General features: G+C 59.3%; 14 protein-coding genes. 9 read left to right on the forward strand and 5 right to left on the reverse strand.

Annotated elements, in window-relative coordinates; genetic code table 11:
* Positions 1 to 22: 22 nt before the first annotated feature.
* The 3 genes from ACWKV5_RS23545 (at position 23) to ACWKV5_RS23555 (ending at position 3,180) form a co-directional block, all read left to right on the forward strand.
* A complete protein-coding gene (locus ACWKV5_RS23545; RefSeq protein WP_483843195.1) occupies positions 23 to 919 on the forward strand; it encodes an allantoinase PuuE in 897 nt (298 codons plus the stop codon).
* Positions 920 to 1,000: 81 nt separating this feature from the next.
* On the forward strand, positions 1,001 to 2,437 hold the full coding sequence (gene hydA / locus ACWKV5_RS23550) for a dihydropyrimidinase (RefSeq protein ID WP_483843196.1): 1,437 nt from the start codon (positions 1,001 to 1,003) through the stop codon (positions 2,435 to 2,437).
* Positions 2,438 to 2,451: 14 nt separating this feature from the next.
* Positions 2,452 to 3,180: a 2-keto-4-pentenoate hydratase gene (locus tag ACWKV5_RS23555; protein WP_483843197.1), complete on the forward strand. Its 729-nt coding sequence runs from the start codon at positions 2,452 to 2,454 to the stop codon at positions 3,178 to 3,180.
* Positions 3,181 to 3,344: 164 nt separating this feature from the next.
* On the opposite strand, the gene ACWKV5_RS23560 is transcribed toward ACWKV5_RS23555, so the two are convergent.
* Together ACWKV5_RS23560 and ACWKV5_RS23565 are read right to left on the reverse strand one after the other, a co-directional pair.
* Positions 3,345 to 3,731, reverse strand: coding sequence for a hypothetical protein (locus ACWKV5_RS23560; protein WP_483843198.1), 387 nt, complete (start codon positions 3,729 to 3,731; stop codon positions 3,345 to 3,347).
* Positions 3,732 to 3,808: 77 nt separating this feature from the next.
* A complete protein-coding gene (locus tag ACWKV5_RS23565) occupies positions 3,809 to 4,354 on the reverse strand; it encodes an NMCC_0638 family (lipo)protein (RefSeq protein WP_483843199.1) in 546 nt (181 codons plus the stop codon).
* Between the two features lie 164 nt (positions 4,355 to 4,518).
* Between ACWKV5_RS23565 and ACWKV5_RS23570 the strand changes: the two genes are divergently transcribed.
* Positions 4,519 to 6,519 carry a peptidase U32 family protein gene (locus ACWKV5_RS23570; protein WP_483843200.1) on the forward strand — a complete coding sequence of 667 codons (2,001 nt, stop codon included), beginning with the start codon at positions 4,519 to 4,521 and terminating at the stop codon, positions 6,517 to 6,519.
* A 55-nt stretch (positions 6,520 to 6,574) separates the two neighbouring features.
* Here the strand turns inward: ACWKV5_RS23570 and ACWKV5_RS23575 are convergent, their stop codons facing one another.
* From ACWKV5_RS23575 to pdxR, 3 genes are all read right to left on the reverse strand, one after another.
* Complete coding sequence (locus ACWKV5_RS23575) at positions 6,575 to 7,840, reverse strand: MFS transporter (RefSeq protein WP_483843201.1); 1,266 nt, start codon at positions 7,838 to 7,840, stop codon at positions 6,575 to 6,577.
* 33 nt (positions 7,841 to 7,873) lie between these two features.
* Complete coding sequence (locus ACWKV5_RS23580) at positions 7,874 to 8,944, reverse strand: sugar phosphate isomerase/epimerase family protein (RefSeq protein ID WP_483843202.1); 1,071 nt, start codon at positions 8,942 to 8,944, stop codon at positions 7,874 to 7,876.
* Positions 8,945 to 9,056: 112 nt separating this feature from the next.
* Positions 9,057 to 10,562, reverse strand: coding sequence for a MocR-like pyridoxine biosynthesis transcription factor PdxR (pdxR, locus tag ACWKV5_RS23585; protein WP_483843203.1), 1,506 nt, complete (start codon positions 10,560 to 10,562; stop codon positions 9,057 to 9,059).
* Positions 10,563 to 10,751: 189 nt separating this feature from the next.
* Here pdxR and ACWKV5_RS23590 point away from each other — a divergent pair, with 189 nt between their 5' ends.
* From ACWKV5_RS23590 to ACWKV5_RS23610, 5 genes are all read left to right on the forward strand, one after another.
* A complete protein-coding gene (locus tag ACWKV5_RS23590; RefSeq protein WP_483843204.1) occupies positions 10,752 to 11,189 on the forward strand; it encodes a DUF6130 family protein in 438 nt (145 codons plus the stop codon).
* Positions 11,190 to 12,095: 906 nt separating this feature from the next.
* Positions 12,096 to 12,746, forward strand: coding sequence for a hypothetical protein (locus ACWKV5_RS23595; RefSeq protein WP_483843205.1), 651 nt, complete (start codon positions 12,096 to 12,098; stop codon positions 12,744 to 12,746).
* A complete protein-coding gene (locus ACWKV5_RS23600) occupies positions 12,746 to 13,177 on the forward strand; it encodes a phage holin family protein (RefSeq protein WP_483843206.1) in 432 nt (143 codons plus the stop codon). The genes ACWKV5_RS23595 and ACWKV5_RS23600 overlap by 1 nt, the downstream gene beginning before the upstream one ends.
* A complete protein-coding gene (locus ACWKV5_RS23605) occupies positions 13,174 to 13,998 on the forward strand; it encodes a DUF3618 domain-containing protein (protein ID WP_483843207.1) in 825 nt (274 codons plus the stop codon). Before ACWKV5_RS23600 ends, ACWKV5_RS23605 begins: the two co-directional genes overlap by 4 nt.
* A gap of 323 nt (positions 13,999 to 14,321) precedes the next feature.
* Positions 14,322 to 15,206, forward strand: coding sequence for a manganese catalase family protein (locus ACWKV5_RS23610; RefSeq protein ID WP_483843208.1), 885 nt, complete (start codon positions 14,322 to 14,324; stop codon positions 15,204 to 15,206).
* Positions 15,207 to 15,225 lie beyond the last annotated feature (19 nt).

Genomic DNA, 15,225 nt, shown 5'->3' on the forward strand with positions numbered 1-15,225 from the left:
GTCACTTCAGGAGAATATCCCGATGGTTTCACCTGCACGCGATTTAGTGGGTTACGGCAGACAACGCCCGCAAGGCACCTGGCCCAATGGCGCACGTTTGGCCATCAGCCTGGTAATCAACTACGAAGAAGGTTCCGAACGCTCGCTCGCCATGGGCGACCCGGACCAGGAATCAATGACCGAATGGGGCAGCTATTCAATACCCGACGGCACACGCAATCTGGCGATGGAATCGATGTATGAGTACGGCTCGCGCGTGGGGATCTGGCGAATTCTGGATATTCTCGACCAGCAATCGGTTCGCGCGACTTTTCATGCGTGCGCAGTAGCCTTTGAGCAGAACCCTGATGTTGCTCGCGCTGCAGTCGCGGGTGGCCATGAAATTTGCAGTCACGGTTATCGCTGGGAGGAAGTGTTTCGCCTGACCGAAGAGCAAGAGCGTGAACACATGCGTTTGGCCATCGAGTCGTTCGAACGCACCTGCGGCAAGCGTCCCGTTGGCTGGTATTGCCGGTATGGCGCCAGCGTCAATACCCGTCGCCTGGTCGCTGAGGAGGGCGGTTTTCTCTACGATTCCGATGCCTACAACGACGATGTTCCCTACTTTGTCGAGGTCGAGGGTAAGCGCCATCTCGTGGTGCCTTACACCGCTGACGTGAACGATTTTCGCTACTGGAATTCTCCGGGGTTGTCGCAGGCATCGGACTTTTTCGAGTACATGAAAGAAAGCTTTGAAGTCCTTTATGAGGAGTCGGCTGAAGGACCGCGCATGATGTCAATCGGGCTGCACCCACGCATGGTGGGCCGTCCTGGGCGGGTAAGGGCGATCAAGCAGTTCATCGAGTATGCCAAGCAACACGGCGGTGTCTGGTTTGCTACGCGCGAAGAAATCGCCCGTGCCTGGCTTGAACGAACTTGATGGCGTGGCAATCACGCCGGATCAAAAAATTGATGCGTTAGTCCCCACGGCTGGGTCGGTTACTTCTGGAAGAGGCCTGATATGCAACCTTTTGATACGGTGATTCGCAACGCCCGCGTGGTCACCGCCGCGGACACGTTCACCAGCGATATCGGTATTCGTGATGGGCGCATCGTCTCCCTTGGCCTGGACCTGGCGCAAGGTCACCAGGAAATCGATGCGGCAGGCCGGCATGTCACCCCCGGTGGCATCGACAGCCACGTGCACCTCGACCAGCCGACGGGCGACGGCTCGGTGATGGCTGACGACTTCTTCAGCGGCACGGTCTCGGCGGCCTGCGGTGGCACCACCACCGTCATCCCGTTCGCCTGCCAGCAGAAGGGCGAAAGCCTGCGCGCTGCCGTCGATGACTACCATCGTCGGGCGGGTAACAAGCCGGTGATCGATTATGCCTTCCACCTGATCGTCACCGATCCCACCCCGCAGGTGCTGCGTGAAGAACTGCCGGCCTTGATTGCTGAAGGCTATACATCGTTCAAGATCTACATGACCTACGATGCGCTGAAGCTGGGCGACCGGGAGATTCTCGAGACGTTGTCGGTCGCGCGCCGTGAAGGCGCCATGGTGATGCTCCACGCCGAGAACAGCGATTGCATCGCCTGGCTTACCGAGCGACTACTGGCGGCCGGGCTGACTGCGCCGCGCTACCACAGCGCATCGCGGCCGATGCTGGTGGAACGCGAAGCGACCCATCGTGCTATCGCCCTTGCCGAGCTGGTGGACGTGCCGATCCTGATCGTGCACGTGTCAGGTCGCGAGGCCGTGGAGCAGATTCGCTGGGCCCAGAGCCAGGGGTTGAAGGTGTACGCCGAAACCTGCCCGCAGTACCTGTTCCTGACCGCCGACTCGCTGGGGTGTGATGACAGCTTCGAAGGTGCCAAGTGCATCTGCAGCCCGCCGCCGCGCGATGCCGCAAACCAGCAGGTGATCTGGGATGGCCTGGAGAACGGCTCGTTCGAGATTTTCTCGTCCGACCACGCACCCTTTCGCTTCGATGGCCCGAATGGCAAGAAGGCCCACGGTGAAGAGGTGTCGTTCGACCAGATCGCCAACGGCATCCCCGGTGTCGAAACCCGCATGGCACTGCTCTGGTCCGAAGGCGTGCGCAGCGGGCGCATCACCCCGCAAAGCTTTGTGGCGCTGACCTCCACTAATGCCGCCAAGATGTATGGGCTGTATCCGCGCAAGGGCAGCATCGCTATTGGTGCTGATGCCGACCTGGTGATCTGGAACGAAGGTGAGCCGGTGCACCTGTGCAACGAAATGCTCCACCACAACGTCGATTACACGCCTTACGCCGGCATGACGCTGAGCGCCTGGCCGGCCATGACCCTGTCTCGCGGTGAGGTGGTCTGGGACGGCGAGCCGCGCGGTGAGGCGGGTCGCGGCCGGTTTCTGCCGTGCGAGCGCCCGGCACCCGCGCAACTGCGCCGACGCAAGACTGAGTTGCCATTGTGAGTGCGGTCGCGCAGGTGGCTGCCATCCTCATTCGTGGTTGGCGTGAGGGGCGCCAACAACCGTTGCCAACTCTGGAACTGGCCAGTGAGGCCGAAGCCTATGCCGTGCAGCGTCAGGTAGCGGATGCCCTCGGCTGGTTCGCTTCCGGGCCGCCAGCGGCCTGGAAACTGGGCGGCGCTCCGGGAGGTTTGATCAGCGCCGCCGGGGTGCCGGCAATGGCGGTACACCCGTCGGGTTGGCAGGTTCCGCCGGGCGATACCTTCGGTTTCGGGATCGAGGGAGAACTGATCGTGCGCCTGTCGCGCGACCTCGACCCGCACACTGATCTGGCCATGGCCTATGCGGCGGTCGATGTGTGGATGCCGGGCATCGAACTGTGTGGCACGCGCTGGCTGAAGGGCGATCAGGCCGCGCCACTGCTTCGGCTGGCCGACCAGCAACTCAACCGCGCGCTGGTACTCGGTGCACCGCAAACGCTGGGGGAAATGCCGGATTGGTCCAGACAACAGGTTGCGTTGCGGGTGGACGGGGAGCCTGAGTTCGTCGGCGTCGGCTGCCATCCATTCGCTGAGCCGCTGAGTTCGCTGCCGTGGCTGGCGCGTCACGCTGCAGCACTGGGCAGCCCCTTGCGAGCCGGTGACCTGGTGGCGTGTGGTAGCTGGACCGGTATCTACTGGGCGTCCGCCGGGGTGGAAGTGGAAGTTGAGTTTGCCGGGATAGGACGGGTTGCCTTGTCGACCTGATGCGTTTCAAAGGCTTGCTGATTTTCAGTTTTCGGAGCCGGCAGGCGCGCAGCAAGGGTTCCGCGCAGATATTCGGTCGTCAGACCAGAGCAAAAAAGGGACTGATTTAGTTATGACCTAAGCGCCAAAAGCACCCGTAAAGATAAATCCGTTCCCTTTGTTGGTTATCTGGGCCTTGGGTCTGCTCTCAGACAGTCATCAATAGGAGATATGTTGTTTTGATGGTGATCCGCGTTGATCGCGGCATTAGCCATTGTTGCGGTATTCCTCTCAATCTGTACGAGTAGTTTGTTGTTCGAGTACATCAGTACCCACAACGCATAAACAGGAACAACGAATAAAAACATCAGGATCAGCCCGACGAACCCGAACAATAGATAGGACCCTGGTGATGCAATCGAGATAGTTGTCGCGCCAAGCCCCAGGCTTACGCCGGAACCGTTATCACGAAAATACGCGAATGCAATACCACCAGCGAGTCCCAGCAGCATGGACAACCAGATGTTCACGAGCACAATCACCTGCATTGTTTTGATGATTAGTGAATTCATCGCAAGCCCCTATTGATCGCATTGGTACAAAATCGTAACGCTCTGCTCGAATAGTGTTTTTCTGGCAGCGTTTGATTCTATTCAGTGATGATTGCAGCCGAACCAAGCACTTGAAGTTGTGCGGATTCGGACGGGGCAGTCGTTAGGGTAAACATCATTTTGCGAGTCGCACTTGGAACAGACCATTCATAGGAAAGCGTTTGAATTTCCCCGTTTGGGGAAGATTGCGTTTTCTCGTTTTTCACCAATGTTGCGGTGAACGGAGACGGGGGATTGGCAACCAACCCAATGAACAGTTTTATAGCAGCCTCCGTATTGGCCCTGCGGACATGCAGCGCGCAAAAATGCTGGCCGCCAGGAAGTGCGAGAACAAACGTTCCATGCTTGTCTGGAACAGACCAGGCGTCACCAGGATCACCTGCCAGGAAGTACGCCGCCTTTTCAGGGGGCAGTGTCGGTATTGGCCTCAGCTTTTCTCGAAGTGCTTCCAGATCTGGAAGGTTCTTTATGCAAAGCGATGCATAAATTTTGATGAAGGAGTTGGCTTGGTCATCACCTTCGCTGGCAAGGCAAGTATTCATGCCCAGAGTGATCATGAATAAGGTGGCGAAAAATCTGGACATGCAAACCCTCCCTGGAATCTCACGATCAAGCTAAGCAGTAATTCAAAAAGTTGCCATCCGAATAGGTCACGGGTGAGCGACACCCCCCCATTCCGTCGCCCCACGTGCCCAACCCGATTTTGCCCGCTACAATGCGCACCTACCGTGATAACCAGATAAAAAATATGTCTCTTCCCAAACATCACCTGGAATTGCTCAGCCCCGCCCGTGACGTGAGCATCGCTCGCGAGGCCATCCTGCATGGCGCCGACGCCGTGTACATCGGTGGCCCGAGCTTCGGCGCCCGGCACAACGCCTGCAACGAAGTCAGCGATATTGCGCAACTTGTGGAGTTCGCCCGTCGCTACCACGCCCGCGTGTTCACCACGATCAACACGATCCTGCATGACAACGAACTGGAGCCGGCGCGCAAGCTGATCCACCAGTTGTACGATGCGGGCGTCGATGCGTTGATCGTTCAGGATCTGGGGGTGATGGAACTGGGTATTCCGCCGATCGAGCTGCACGCCAGCACCCAGACCGACATCCGCACACTGGCGCGGGCCAAGTTCCTCGACCAGGCGGGTTTCTCCCAGCTGGTATTGGCCCGCGAGCTGAACCTGCAAGAGATTCGCGCCATCGCCGACGAGACCGACGCCGCGATCGAATTTTTCATCCACGGCGCGTTGTGCGTGGCGTTCTCCGGGCAGTGCAATATTTCCCACGCCCAGAACGGTCGTAGCGCCAACCGGGGTGATTGCTCCCAGGCCTGTCGTTTGCCTTATACCCTCAAGGACGATCAGGGCCGCGTCGTTGCCTACGAAAAACACCTGCTGTCGATGAAGGACAACAACCAGAGCGCCAACATCCGCGCGTTGGTTGAGGCCGGGGTGCGCTCGTTCAAGATCGAAGGGCGCTACAAGGACATGGGCTATGTGAAGAACATCACGGCCTATTACCGTCAGCGTCTGGACGACGTGCTTGAAGATCGCCCAGACCTGGCGCGGGCCTCCAGCGGCCGCACCGCGCACTTCTTCGTGCCCGACCCGGACAAGACCTTCCACCGTGGCAGCACCGATTACTTCGTCACGGATCGCAAGATCGACATCGGCGCCTTCGACTCGCCAACCTTCACCGGCTTGTCGGTGGGCGTGGTAGAGAAAGTCGGCAAGCGTGACTTGCAGGTGGTGACCTTTGAGCCGCTGTCCAATGGCGACGGCCTCAACGTGCAGATCAAGCGCGAAGTGGTGGGTTTCCGCGCCAACATCGCCGAGCCCAAGGGTGAATTCCTCGACGACGGCCAGAAGCGCTATCGCTACCGGGTCGAACCCAACGAGATGCCGGACGGGATGTTCAAGTTGCGGCCCAACCATCCACTGAGCCGCAACCTTGACCATAACTGGCAGCAAGCCTTGCAGAAGACTTCCGCCGAACGCCGTATCGGCTTGAGTTGGGTGGCACGTCTTGACGAGCAGCGCCTGCAACTGACCGCCACGAGCGAGGAGGGCGTCAGCGCCAGCCTGTCGCTGGACGGTCCGTTCGGCCTGGCCAACAAACCGGAGCAGGCCCTGGAGCAACTGCGCGATCTGCTCGGTCAGTTGGGCACCACCGACTATCACGCCACTGCCATCGAGCTGGATGCGCCGCAGGCGTTCTTCATTCCCAACTCGCAGCTCAAAGCCTTGCGCCGTGAGGTGATTGAGGCGTTGACCGCGGCGCGTCTGCTCGCCCACCCGCGAGGTCATCGCAAGGCCGAAACCACGCCGCCACCGGTGTATCCGGAGTCGCACTTGTCGTTCCTGGCTAACGTCTACAACCAGAAGGCCCGGGATTTCTATCACCGCCACGGCGTCAAGCTGATCGACGCCGCGTTCGAGGCCCATGAAGAAACCGGCGAAGTGCCGGTGATGATCACCAAGCACTGCCTGCGGTTCTCCTTCAATCTGTGCCCCAAGCAAGCCAAAGGCGTCACCGGTGTGCGCACCAAGGTCGCGCCGATGCAACTGGTGCACGGTGACGAGGTGCTGACCCTGAAGTTCGACTGCAAACCGTGCGAAATGCATGTCATCGGCAAGATCAAGGGCCACATTCTTGACCTGCCATTGCCGGGCAGTGTTGCGGAGCCAGTCGTGGGTTACATCAGTCCTGAAGACCTGCTGAAGACGATTCCTCGCGCGCCGCATTGAGTGACGAGGCGAAGCAGAGGTCATCGTCAATGCCGATGACCTCTGCGTGCGACGATCAGGCTTGCGCCGCACTCATCCCGTCAGTGGTCACGGATTTTTTGCGCACCGCTTGATAGAGCAGGCTGGACACCATGAAGCCCACGACGGCCAGTCCGCTCATCAGGGTGAAGACATAGTTGTAACCCTGTTCACCGGGGTAGTGATCGAGGATCGAGCCGTAGATGACGTAGGCAAACATGCCAGGCGCATAACCGATCAGGCAACCGATGCCGAAGGCCGAGCCGGTGATGTGTTGTGGAATGCCCACTTCACCCATGGGCGCCCAGAACACGCCGCGCATGGAGAACACGATCAAGGCGAAGGACAGGGTGGCGGCCATGCCCGCGTAGATGAACCCTGGGCTTTTCGGAATCAGCATGATCACGCCCATCAGCGGCAACAGCGCCAGGAATGCCCATTTCAGGTAGCGGCTGGTGCTCTTGAATTGCTTGTCGGCAATAAAACCGCCGGCAGGCCCGCCGAGGATCTTCAGGAAGTACTGGTTGATGATGCCGTAGGCGCCCACCAATGCCACAGGCAACCCGTACATTTCCTTGAGGTAGGGAATGAAATAGGTCAAGCCGCAGTAGACGATGTAGACCATGAACACGTTGAGGCTGACCAGCCAGATGCCCGGAACCTTGATCGCTTCCATCAGGTTTGCCAGGCCATTCTTCGGCTTGGCCACCGCCTGGGCGTTGCCGCTCTTGAGCAGGAACCAGGTCAGGGTGCCGGCCAAAATGTCGATGACCGAGTAGAACAGGATCGCCGACTTCAAACCGGTTTCGCCCGAACCCATGGCGACGAACACGCCCAGGGCGGAAAAGGCCACCAGCGTATCCACCACGCCACGCCCGCCTTCGAGCAGGCCGAACAACCGGCCTTGCTCCTGATCGTCACCCAGGTTGCGGATGGCTTTGAGCAGCGATGGCCAGAACAGGCAGTCGGCGCAGACGGCCAACAAACTGAACACGATCAGCAGATTGCTGAAGGGCGGAAAGGTCGCCAGGTACAACCCCAGGCCACCGGTGCCGATCAGGCCGAGGGGGATCAGTTTGCGTGTGTCATAGCGGTCGGCGAGCAGTCCGCCCAGCACAAACAGCGCAGTCGCAATGATCGCGTTGGCACTGAGCAGCATGCCGATTTCGGTGTGGCTCAACCCCATGAATTCCTGCATGGGCACATAAAAGGCGTCCTTTAGGTTTGCCAGTTTGTAGATGGTGCCGCCACCGAGGATGAGGATCAGGAAACGGAGCCATTTGGCCTTGTTTTGAATTGTCATTATTGTTCTCCGGGCGTAATCGGTTCGTCAGGATCAGGCGTTGGAAGGGCTGGCCAGGGTCAGTTCGGCCAAGGTGCGCATTTCGGCCAGCAGGCTGCGGACGTAGGCGACCTGGTTGTTCGCCCAGCGGTGTTCATCGGCCAGCATTTGCTCAAGCGAGAAGCCGTTCGGGAGCGGCGTTTCGCTCATCTCCCGGTAAGCAATGAACGGATCGGCGGCCTCGATGCGCTGGCGGAAAGCGGGGGCCACGTAGTGGTTTTCCTGCTCGAGAATGAAGGCGATCACCTGCGGGGTGGCTTCGCCCAGCATCAACAATTCGAACAGCAGGCGGGCGCTCGGCAGGTCGTCTTCGTCGCTGCCCTGCAAGACGCCGTAATGGCCGAAACCGTTGTGTTCGGGGACGATGCGCACACCTTTCATGTGCGTTTGGCGGATGTGCGGCGCCATATTTCGCAGGGCTTGCAGGGGCTGTTCGCAGGCATTGATCATGTTGCCGAAGTCGAACAAGGCATGCAGGCGAGGGTGGTCGAGGCGATTGAGCAGTTGCGCGATTTCACCGCTCTTGAGTTCTTCATGCTGCTCGAAGTCAAAGAACAGGTCGTGTTCGTCGGCTTGCTGCGCGAGGTAATGCAGGTCGGTTTCGATGATGTCCATGACCTGCGACAGCGTGCCTTCGTAACGTGAGTAGACACGGATGTTGCGCACCGCCAGCGCCCTGGCGATGGCGATCACCTGGTCGACATCCTTCTTGCGCGTGCTGCTGATTTCCAGGTGCACATCCAGCCCCAGCGCCTTGGCCTTGGCGGCAAACGCCTGGAGTTGCTCGGGTGACATCTGGCTCAGGCTGTTTTCCTCGCCGTCGAGCAAGTGCAGGCTCAGGCCTTGCAGCTCGTGGCGATAGGCGAAGTCCAGCAGGTCGGCCGGGGTCACACGACCGTGGGTGAGGTTGGTCAGTAGCGGGTAGGCGTGGGCAAACAGGCGCAATTGCCCCAGACGCTCAAGCAACCGCCGGGCCAGTGCATCCGTCAGCACGGGGACAGCCTCGTCTTCGACCACTTTATGGCTCAGCAAGGCGTTGAATCGTTCCTGGATCTTATTGTTCATTAGAGTCGTTCCTGGTTCAGACACCGGGTCTACCGGCGCAGCCTTTATCGCGCCAGTCAGGAACTCTCGATAGATCCACTATCAGTTATTTGATAAGACCACTTGCCTCGCCTCAAGTGGTCGGCGGCAGATAACCCAATGCGCGCAAGGCCAGCGCCAGCGCCTCGACCCGCTCCTGAGCTTGGTGTTCAGGCGTACCGGCAAAGCCGATCAACAGCGCCGGTGGCAGGGCATGTTTGATGCGGTAGTCGCTCAAGGCGTAGGTGTGAATGTTGCGCTGGGCCAGTTGCCGGGCAACTTCGGTGTCAACGAGTTCGGCGGGCAGCCAGGCGATCAGGTGCATGCCGGCATCCGCCGGGGTGATCCTGAAGAAGGGGCCAATCTGCTTTTCAAGCTGTTCGATCAAGGCCTGCTGGCGCGCTTTATACAGCGCACGCATGCGGCGGATGTGCCCCAGAAAGTGGCCTTCGCCCATGAAGTCCGCCGTGGTTGCCTGAAGCAGGGTGGGCGGGCTGCGATCCATCACCGCGCGCAACGTGCAAAAGGGTTCGACCAGTGCCTGCGGCAGAATCACGTAACCCAGTCGCAGTGACGGGAAGAGCACTTTGCTGAACGTGCCGACGTAGATCACCCGGGCCATCTGGTCCATGGCATACAGCGCCGGGAGGAGGCGGCCACTGTAGCGAAATTCACTGTCGCAATCGTCCTCGATGATCCAGCTCTGATGCTGCGCCGCCCAGTCGATCAGCGCCTGGCGCCGCGCATAACTGAGGGTGACACCCAACGGATGCTGGCGCGATGGCGTGCAAAACACCAAGCGGGCATCCGGGCACTCGGCCAGACCTTGCTGGACGTCGATCCCCTGTTCATCGATACGCAAAGGAATCACCTGAGCGCCTTGGGCCTGAAATGCAATGCGCGCAGCGATGTGCCCCGGGTCTTCCATCCACACGCTGTCTTGCGGATTGAGCAGCAGCATGCCCAGCAGGTTGAACGCTTGCTGCGCGCCGGAAACAATCACCACTTGCCCGGCATCGCAGTCGATGCCACGCGCATCGAACACGTATTCGGCAATCGCCGCGCGAAACGCCTGCAAGCCTTGTAACTCGCCATAACCCAGAATGGCCTTGGTGGGCTTGAGCAGATGACGGTTCATCAGGCGCCGCCAGATCGCCTGCGGGAAGGCTTCATAAGTGGCGTGGCTGGGCAGGAAAGAGGTCGGTGTCGCGGGGTCCCAATCGGCATAGGACACCCCGCGAAAATGATCGCTGCGCAGCGACAGCATCGACTGGCTCAGGTCCGACAGGCGCGGTGGCTGCGCCTTTTGCTCGTCCTCGATCCCGCGGCTTTCCCACTCCGTGCCGACGTACGTACCGGCGCCGGTGCGCGAGGCCAGGAAACCCTCGGCAATCAGCTGATCGAACGCATTGAGAATGGTGATCCGCGACAACCCCAATTCCTGGCTCAAAGTCCGCGTCGACGGCAGGCGCACGCCGCCCTGGATTCTGCCGTTGAGTATCTGTTTGCGAATCTGCAGATACAGTTGGCGGTACAGGGGGATAGCGCTGGCACGGTCCAGTTCGATTGCCGACAGCAGCAAACCTGCGGGGGATTTCATGACATGCTCGTCTGGGTGAAAGGGGCGTTGGACTGGGAACGGGGGAGGTAAGGGTATCGAGCGATGCTCGATAAGTCATCCATCCGGCGTTGAGGGTGTGCGGGTTTCGAGAGGATGCGGCACGTTCTGCGCGACATCGACAACTGCCCGGTTTGATCTAGCCTTAAGTTAACTCACGGGAGAAAAATCATGCCCGTCGCGCTCAGAAATGTGTTGGCCGTTGCGTCGGGTTTCTTTTTTTACATCGCCGCGAGCGGTCAAGGCATTGCAGACCCCCAGCAGCCACCAGCAATCCTCCCGCTGGAATCTGAGGCGGTGCCCACACTCATCGCCTATCCGCCGCTGGCCGAGCCGCTCGCCCGCGGTGTTGTCATCATCCAGTATCAAATTGATCACGCCAGGATCATGCCGGTATTTGGCAAAACGGCTGCGGATGTATCGCCCCGTCTCGCTCACCTGCATGTGACCGTCGACGACTGGAAAGGGACTTGGGCGCACACCAGTGAAGATCCGATTATCGTGGTCGGGCTGACGCCCGGCACGCATAAGGTGCTGCTTGAAGTGGCCGACCCGACTCATAAAATTCTCACGAGTACGCAAGTGAGTTTTGTTGTACCGCAGAAGTGAACGGCTTCAGACGGCAGGGCAATTAATACGTTTCCTTTGTCACCTGTGGCGAGGGGGCTTGCCCCCGTTGGACTGCGCAGCAGGCCCATTGTTGGGGCCGCTTCGCTGCCCAGCGGGAGCAAGCTCCCTCGCCACAGGTTATTCATCGTTCTCACGACAGGAGTCTGTAGGACCTGCGTGTCAGCTCATTCAACGGCTATCGAGGGTGCGTGTTTAAACGCCCTCCAGGTTACGTCCTGAAAGCTACAAAACCTTGCGCCGTTGCCTACGGCTACGCCAGAATCCGCCGGCTTGTGCGCCTTTGCCTCCCTCGGTAACTTGATTCCCGTCACTGCCCATCAGTGATCGGGTTTAGTCGCCCGTTGATGTCAAGACGCACAAAGTCCCTATCAGTCAGGATCCCATCCTGCTCTTGATGGCGGTTGTGCGCAGGGCGCTTCGGCGCGCCGATTTCTTGGCTCATCGGTCGACTAACCTGCGCACAGCTGCCTCCCTATTGTTTAGTCGCGAGCGGGTTGCAGCCTCACTCTTACGAGGTTAGAGCCAATGTTCAAAGTAACACCCAATCCACCGGAAACCGATTCGCCAGACATGGTGGCGGAGATCACGGCGAACCGGGTGCTGGATAAAGTTGAGCCCTCCATGTAACCGCTGACTGTGGCGAGGGAGCTTGCTCCCGCTGGACTGCGCAGCAGGCCCATTTTTTGGGGCCGCTTCGCTGCCCAGCGGGAGCAAGCTCCCTCGCCACAGGTTATTCATCGTGCTTTTCCCGGCAGAGGTTGCCGGATCACTCATCATTCCGTTGGAACTCCCCACACAACGCTCCGTCATCTGGAATAAGGGGGGCTGCGGGTATTTCGTGGCGAACCCTGTTAACGCTTTTTCAACCAGAAGGCGAGGGACGACATGAATACTTCAGACAGCACCAACGGGAACCAGCCCGATCAACCCGACTCCGGAGGCACAGAGCAAAACTTCGAACACTTGAAGGAAAACGTCACAGAAGCACTGGGCGATGCAAGGCAGCAGGTGGATGAGCAGTTTGGCCAATACCGCGACACCGCAGCGGACCAAATTGAAGCACTCGCGCAAGGGACCAAATCTTTCGTTTCAGAACTGGAGGACAAGGACACCCTGGGCATGTCCGATTACCTCGTCGACATGGCGGAGTCCATGAGCGGCCTGGCGGGAAACCTGCGCGGGAAAAGCGCGGAACAATTGCTGCATGACGGCGCTGACCTGGCCCGTAACAACCCGGCCCTGTTCATTGCCGGCAGCATTGCGCTGGGCTTTGGCTTGTCGCGCTTTCTCAAGGCGGGCTCAGCACCTGCGGCGACATTCACCGCTGCCAGAGATCCAGCCGCCGGCCACTCGATGCCGCCATCGGGTGGTTTTGGCGCTCAGCGACCCTACGAAACTTCCGTTCCCTCTCGCACTGATCAAAGCCCTGACCACGCCGCCGGTTTCACGCCGTCAGCACCCGATGATCACGGCCACCGTTCGGACTTCGCTACACCTTCGAGCCCAGGTTCGAGCAACGTCAATGGAGCACTGTGATGAACAGAGAAGATCCCAATTTCCCGGGGCCAACCCCGGCGTCCGTTCCCGACCCTGACGCTTCGGTCGTCGGACTGTTACGGCAGTTAGCCCGCGAAGTGCCCGCGCTGTTCACCAAGGAACTTGCGTTGGCCAAAGCCGAACTTCAGGCCAGTCTCACTACGCTCAAGGCCGGCATCGCCGGGGTCGCGAGCGGTGCGATTGTGCTGATGGCGGGGTTCATCATCCTGTTGATGTCCGCCGTCTATGGCCTGAGCCTGGTGATGGCGCCGTGGTTGGCCGCACTGATCGTTGGTGTGGTGGTGATGATCGTCGGGTTTGCCATGTTGCAAGCCGGGAAAAAACAGTTCGAACCGTCCCATTTGAAACCTGATCGGACGTTGGACGCCTTGAACAAAGACCAGGAAGCGCTGCGCAGGAGAGTCTCATGAACAATGAATTCGAATACGAGTCGCAAAAAAGCCCCGAAGCCATCGAGCGCGATATCGATGCGCAGCGGGCGAGCATCGGCAACATTGTCGATGCCCTGGAAAGCAAATTCACACCGGGACAAGCCTTTGATCAGGCGTTGTCGTTCATGCAAAACAACGGCACGACCTTCCTGACCAACCTGGGGACCAGCGTTCGAAACAATCCGGTGCCTGCGGTGCTGACATCGGTCGGCTTGCTGTGGCTGATGATGAGCCAGAACCGTCCGCCGACCCCACGCCCGGTTTATCCCGCAAGCCCGGATCACAACAAAGTGGGGGAGTGGGCTGATGGCTTGGCGGAGGGCATCGACAGTGCACGTGATCATCTGCACCAGACGGCCGACACGCTCAAGGACGGTTTCCAGAGTGTGAAAGACAAAGCGGCGAACCTGGGTGACAACCTCGGGGCGGCCACCGACAACATCAGCCATGCCGTGCATGACGCCAGCGATCGTTTAGTGCGCAGTACCCAAGTGGTGGGCGATCAGTTCAGCCGTATGCTCAAGGAGCAGCCGCTGATGGTTGCCGCTGCGGGTATCGCGCTGGGTGCCATGCTGGGGGCGGCATTACCGTCGACAGCGACTGAGCAACGCTACCTGGGCAAAACCAGCGCCGGGCTGGCCGACAAGGTCAAGCAACAGGCTCGGGAGGGGTTTGAGGCAGTGCGCGATACGGTGACCAAAACCACGGATCACTCGGACGTGGAGATGAACCCGGAACGCGATCAATCCGCAAGGACTGATGGTCCGGCCGATCTTTCTCGAGGATTGGGTACAACGTAAAGCGTTGAAGGAAAGACGGGAGGTTGAAGGTTGACCTCCCGTTTTTTTTCGCCCCTAAGAAATGTCGCGGCGATTAAGCACACCGCGCAGTGCGGTCGTGACAGCGGTTGAGAGTGACGTGCAGAGAAAAGTTTTAATGCGTTGAAAAGTGCCCGACGACTGGCGACAAAACAGGCAATTTGCACGGCCAAAAACCGTCGGTCGCGATCCCTCAAATCTTTATAAAATTTTTCCAGGGGCAACACCTTCAGATGACTGTGGGCGCCGCATTCGGTGAATCATCGAATGGGTATCGACGCCTTTCAGACCTGAGGAGATTCGTCATGTTTCTACATAACAAACGACTTCAATACACCGTGCGCGTCGCCCAACCCAATCCAGGGCTGGCCAATCTTTTACTCGAACAGTTTGGCGGAGCGCAGGGGGAGTTGGCGGCCGCGTCGCGATACTTCACCCAGGCATTGGCCGAGGAAGATCCAGGCCGCAAAGACCTGCTGATGGACATCGCCACCGAAGAACTCAGCCACCTTGAAATCGTCGGCTCAATCATTGTGATGCTCAACAAGGGCGCCAAAGGTCGACTGGCCGAAGGGGTGGAAGAGGAGGGTGAGCTGTATCGCGCAATCAACGGCGCCGGTAACGACTCGCACATCACCGCGCTGTTGTACGGTGCCGGCGCGCCACTGACAAACTCGGCAGGCGTGCCGTGGTCGGCCGCTTACGTCGATACCATCGGTGAACCGACAGCCGATATGCGCTCCAACATCGCTGCCGAAGCACGCGCCAAGATTGTTTACGAACGTTTGATGAACGTCACTGATGACCCTGGTGTGAAAGAAGCTTTGGGGTTTCTGATGACCCGCGAAATCGCGCATCAACTGTCCTTCGAAAAAGCCTTGCACTCGATCCAGCCAAACTTCCCGCAAGGCAAGATGCCCGGTATGCCTGAGTTCACTAACGTCTACTTCAACATGTCCCAAGGTGCCGAAAGCACGCGCGGGCCGTGGAACCAGGGTGACGATTGGGACTACGTGGAAAAACCCATGCCGGCCGTCGACGGCGGTGATGGCACGGCCAGTGTGGTGCTCAGCGCTGAAGAAGACTCACTGCTGATGGACATGAAGGCACGCACGATGTCTGACCCCGAATGCAATCCGGTTACGGGAGCAGATCTGGGCGCGGGTGCTCAAGGGCGTGAAAGCGTCTGATGGTGGTCACCGCACGCCG

Source organism: Pseudomonas oplopanacis (assembly GCF_057128725.1).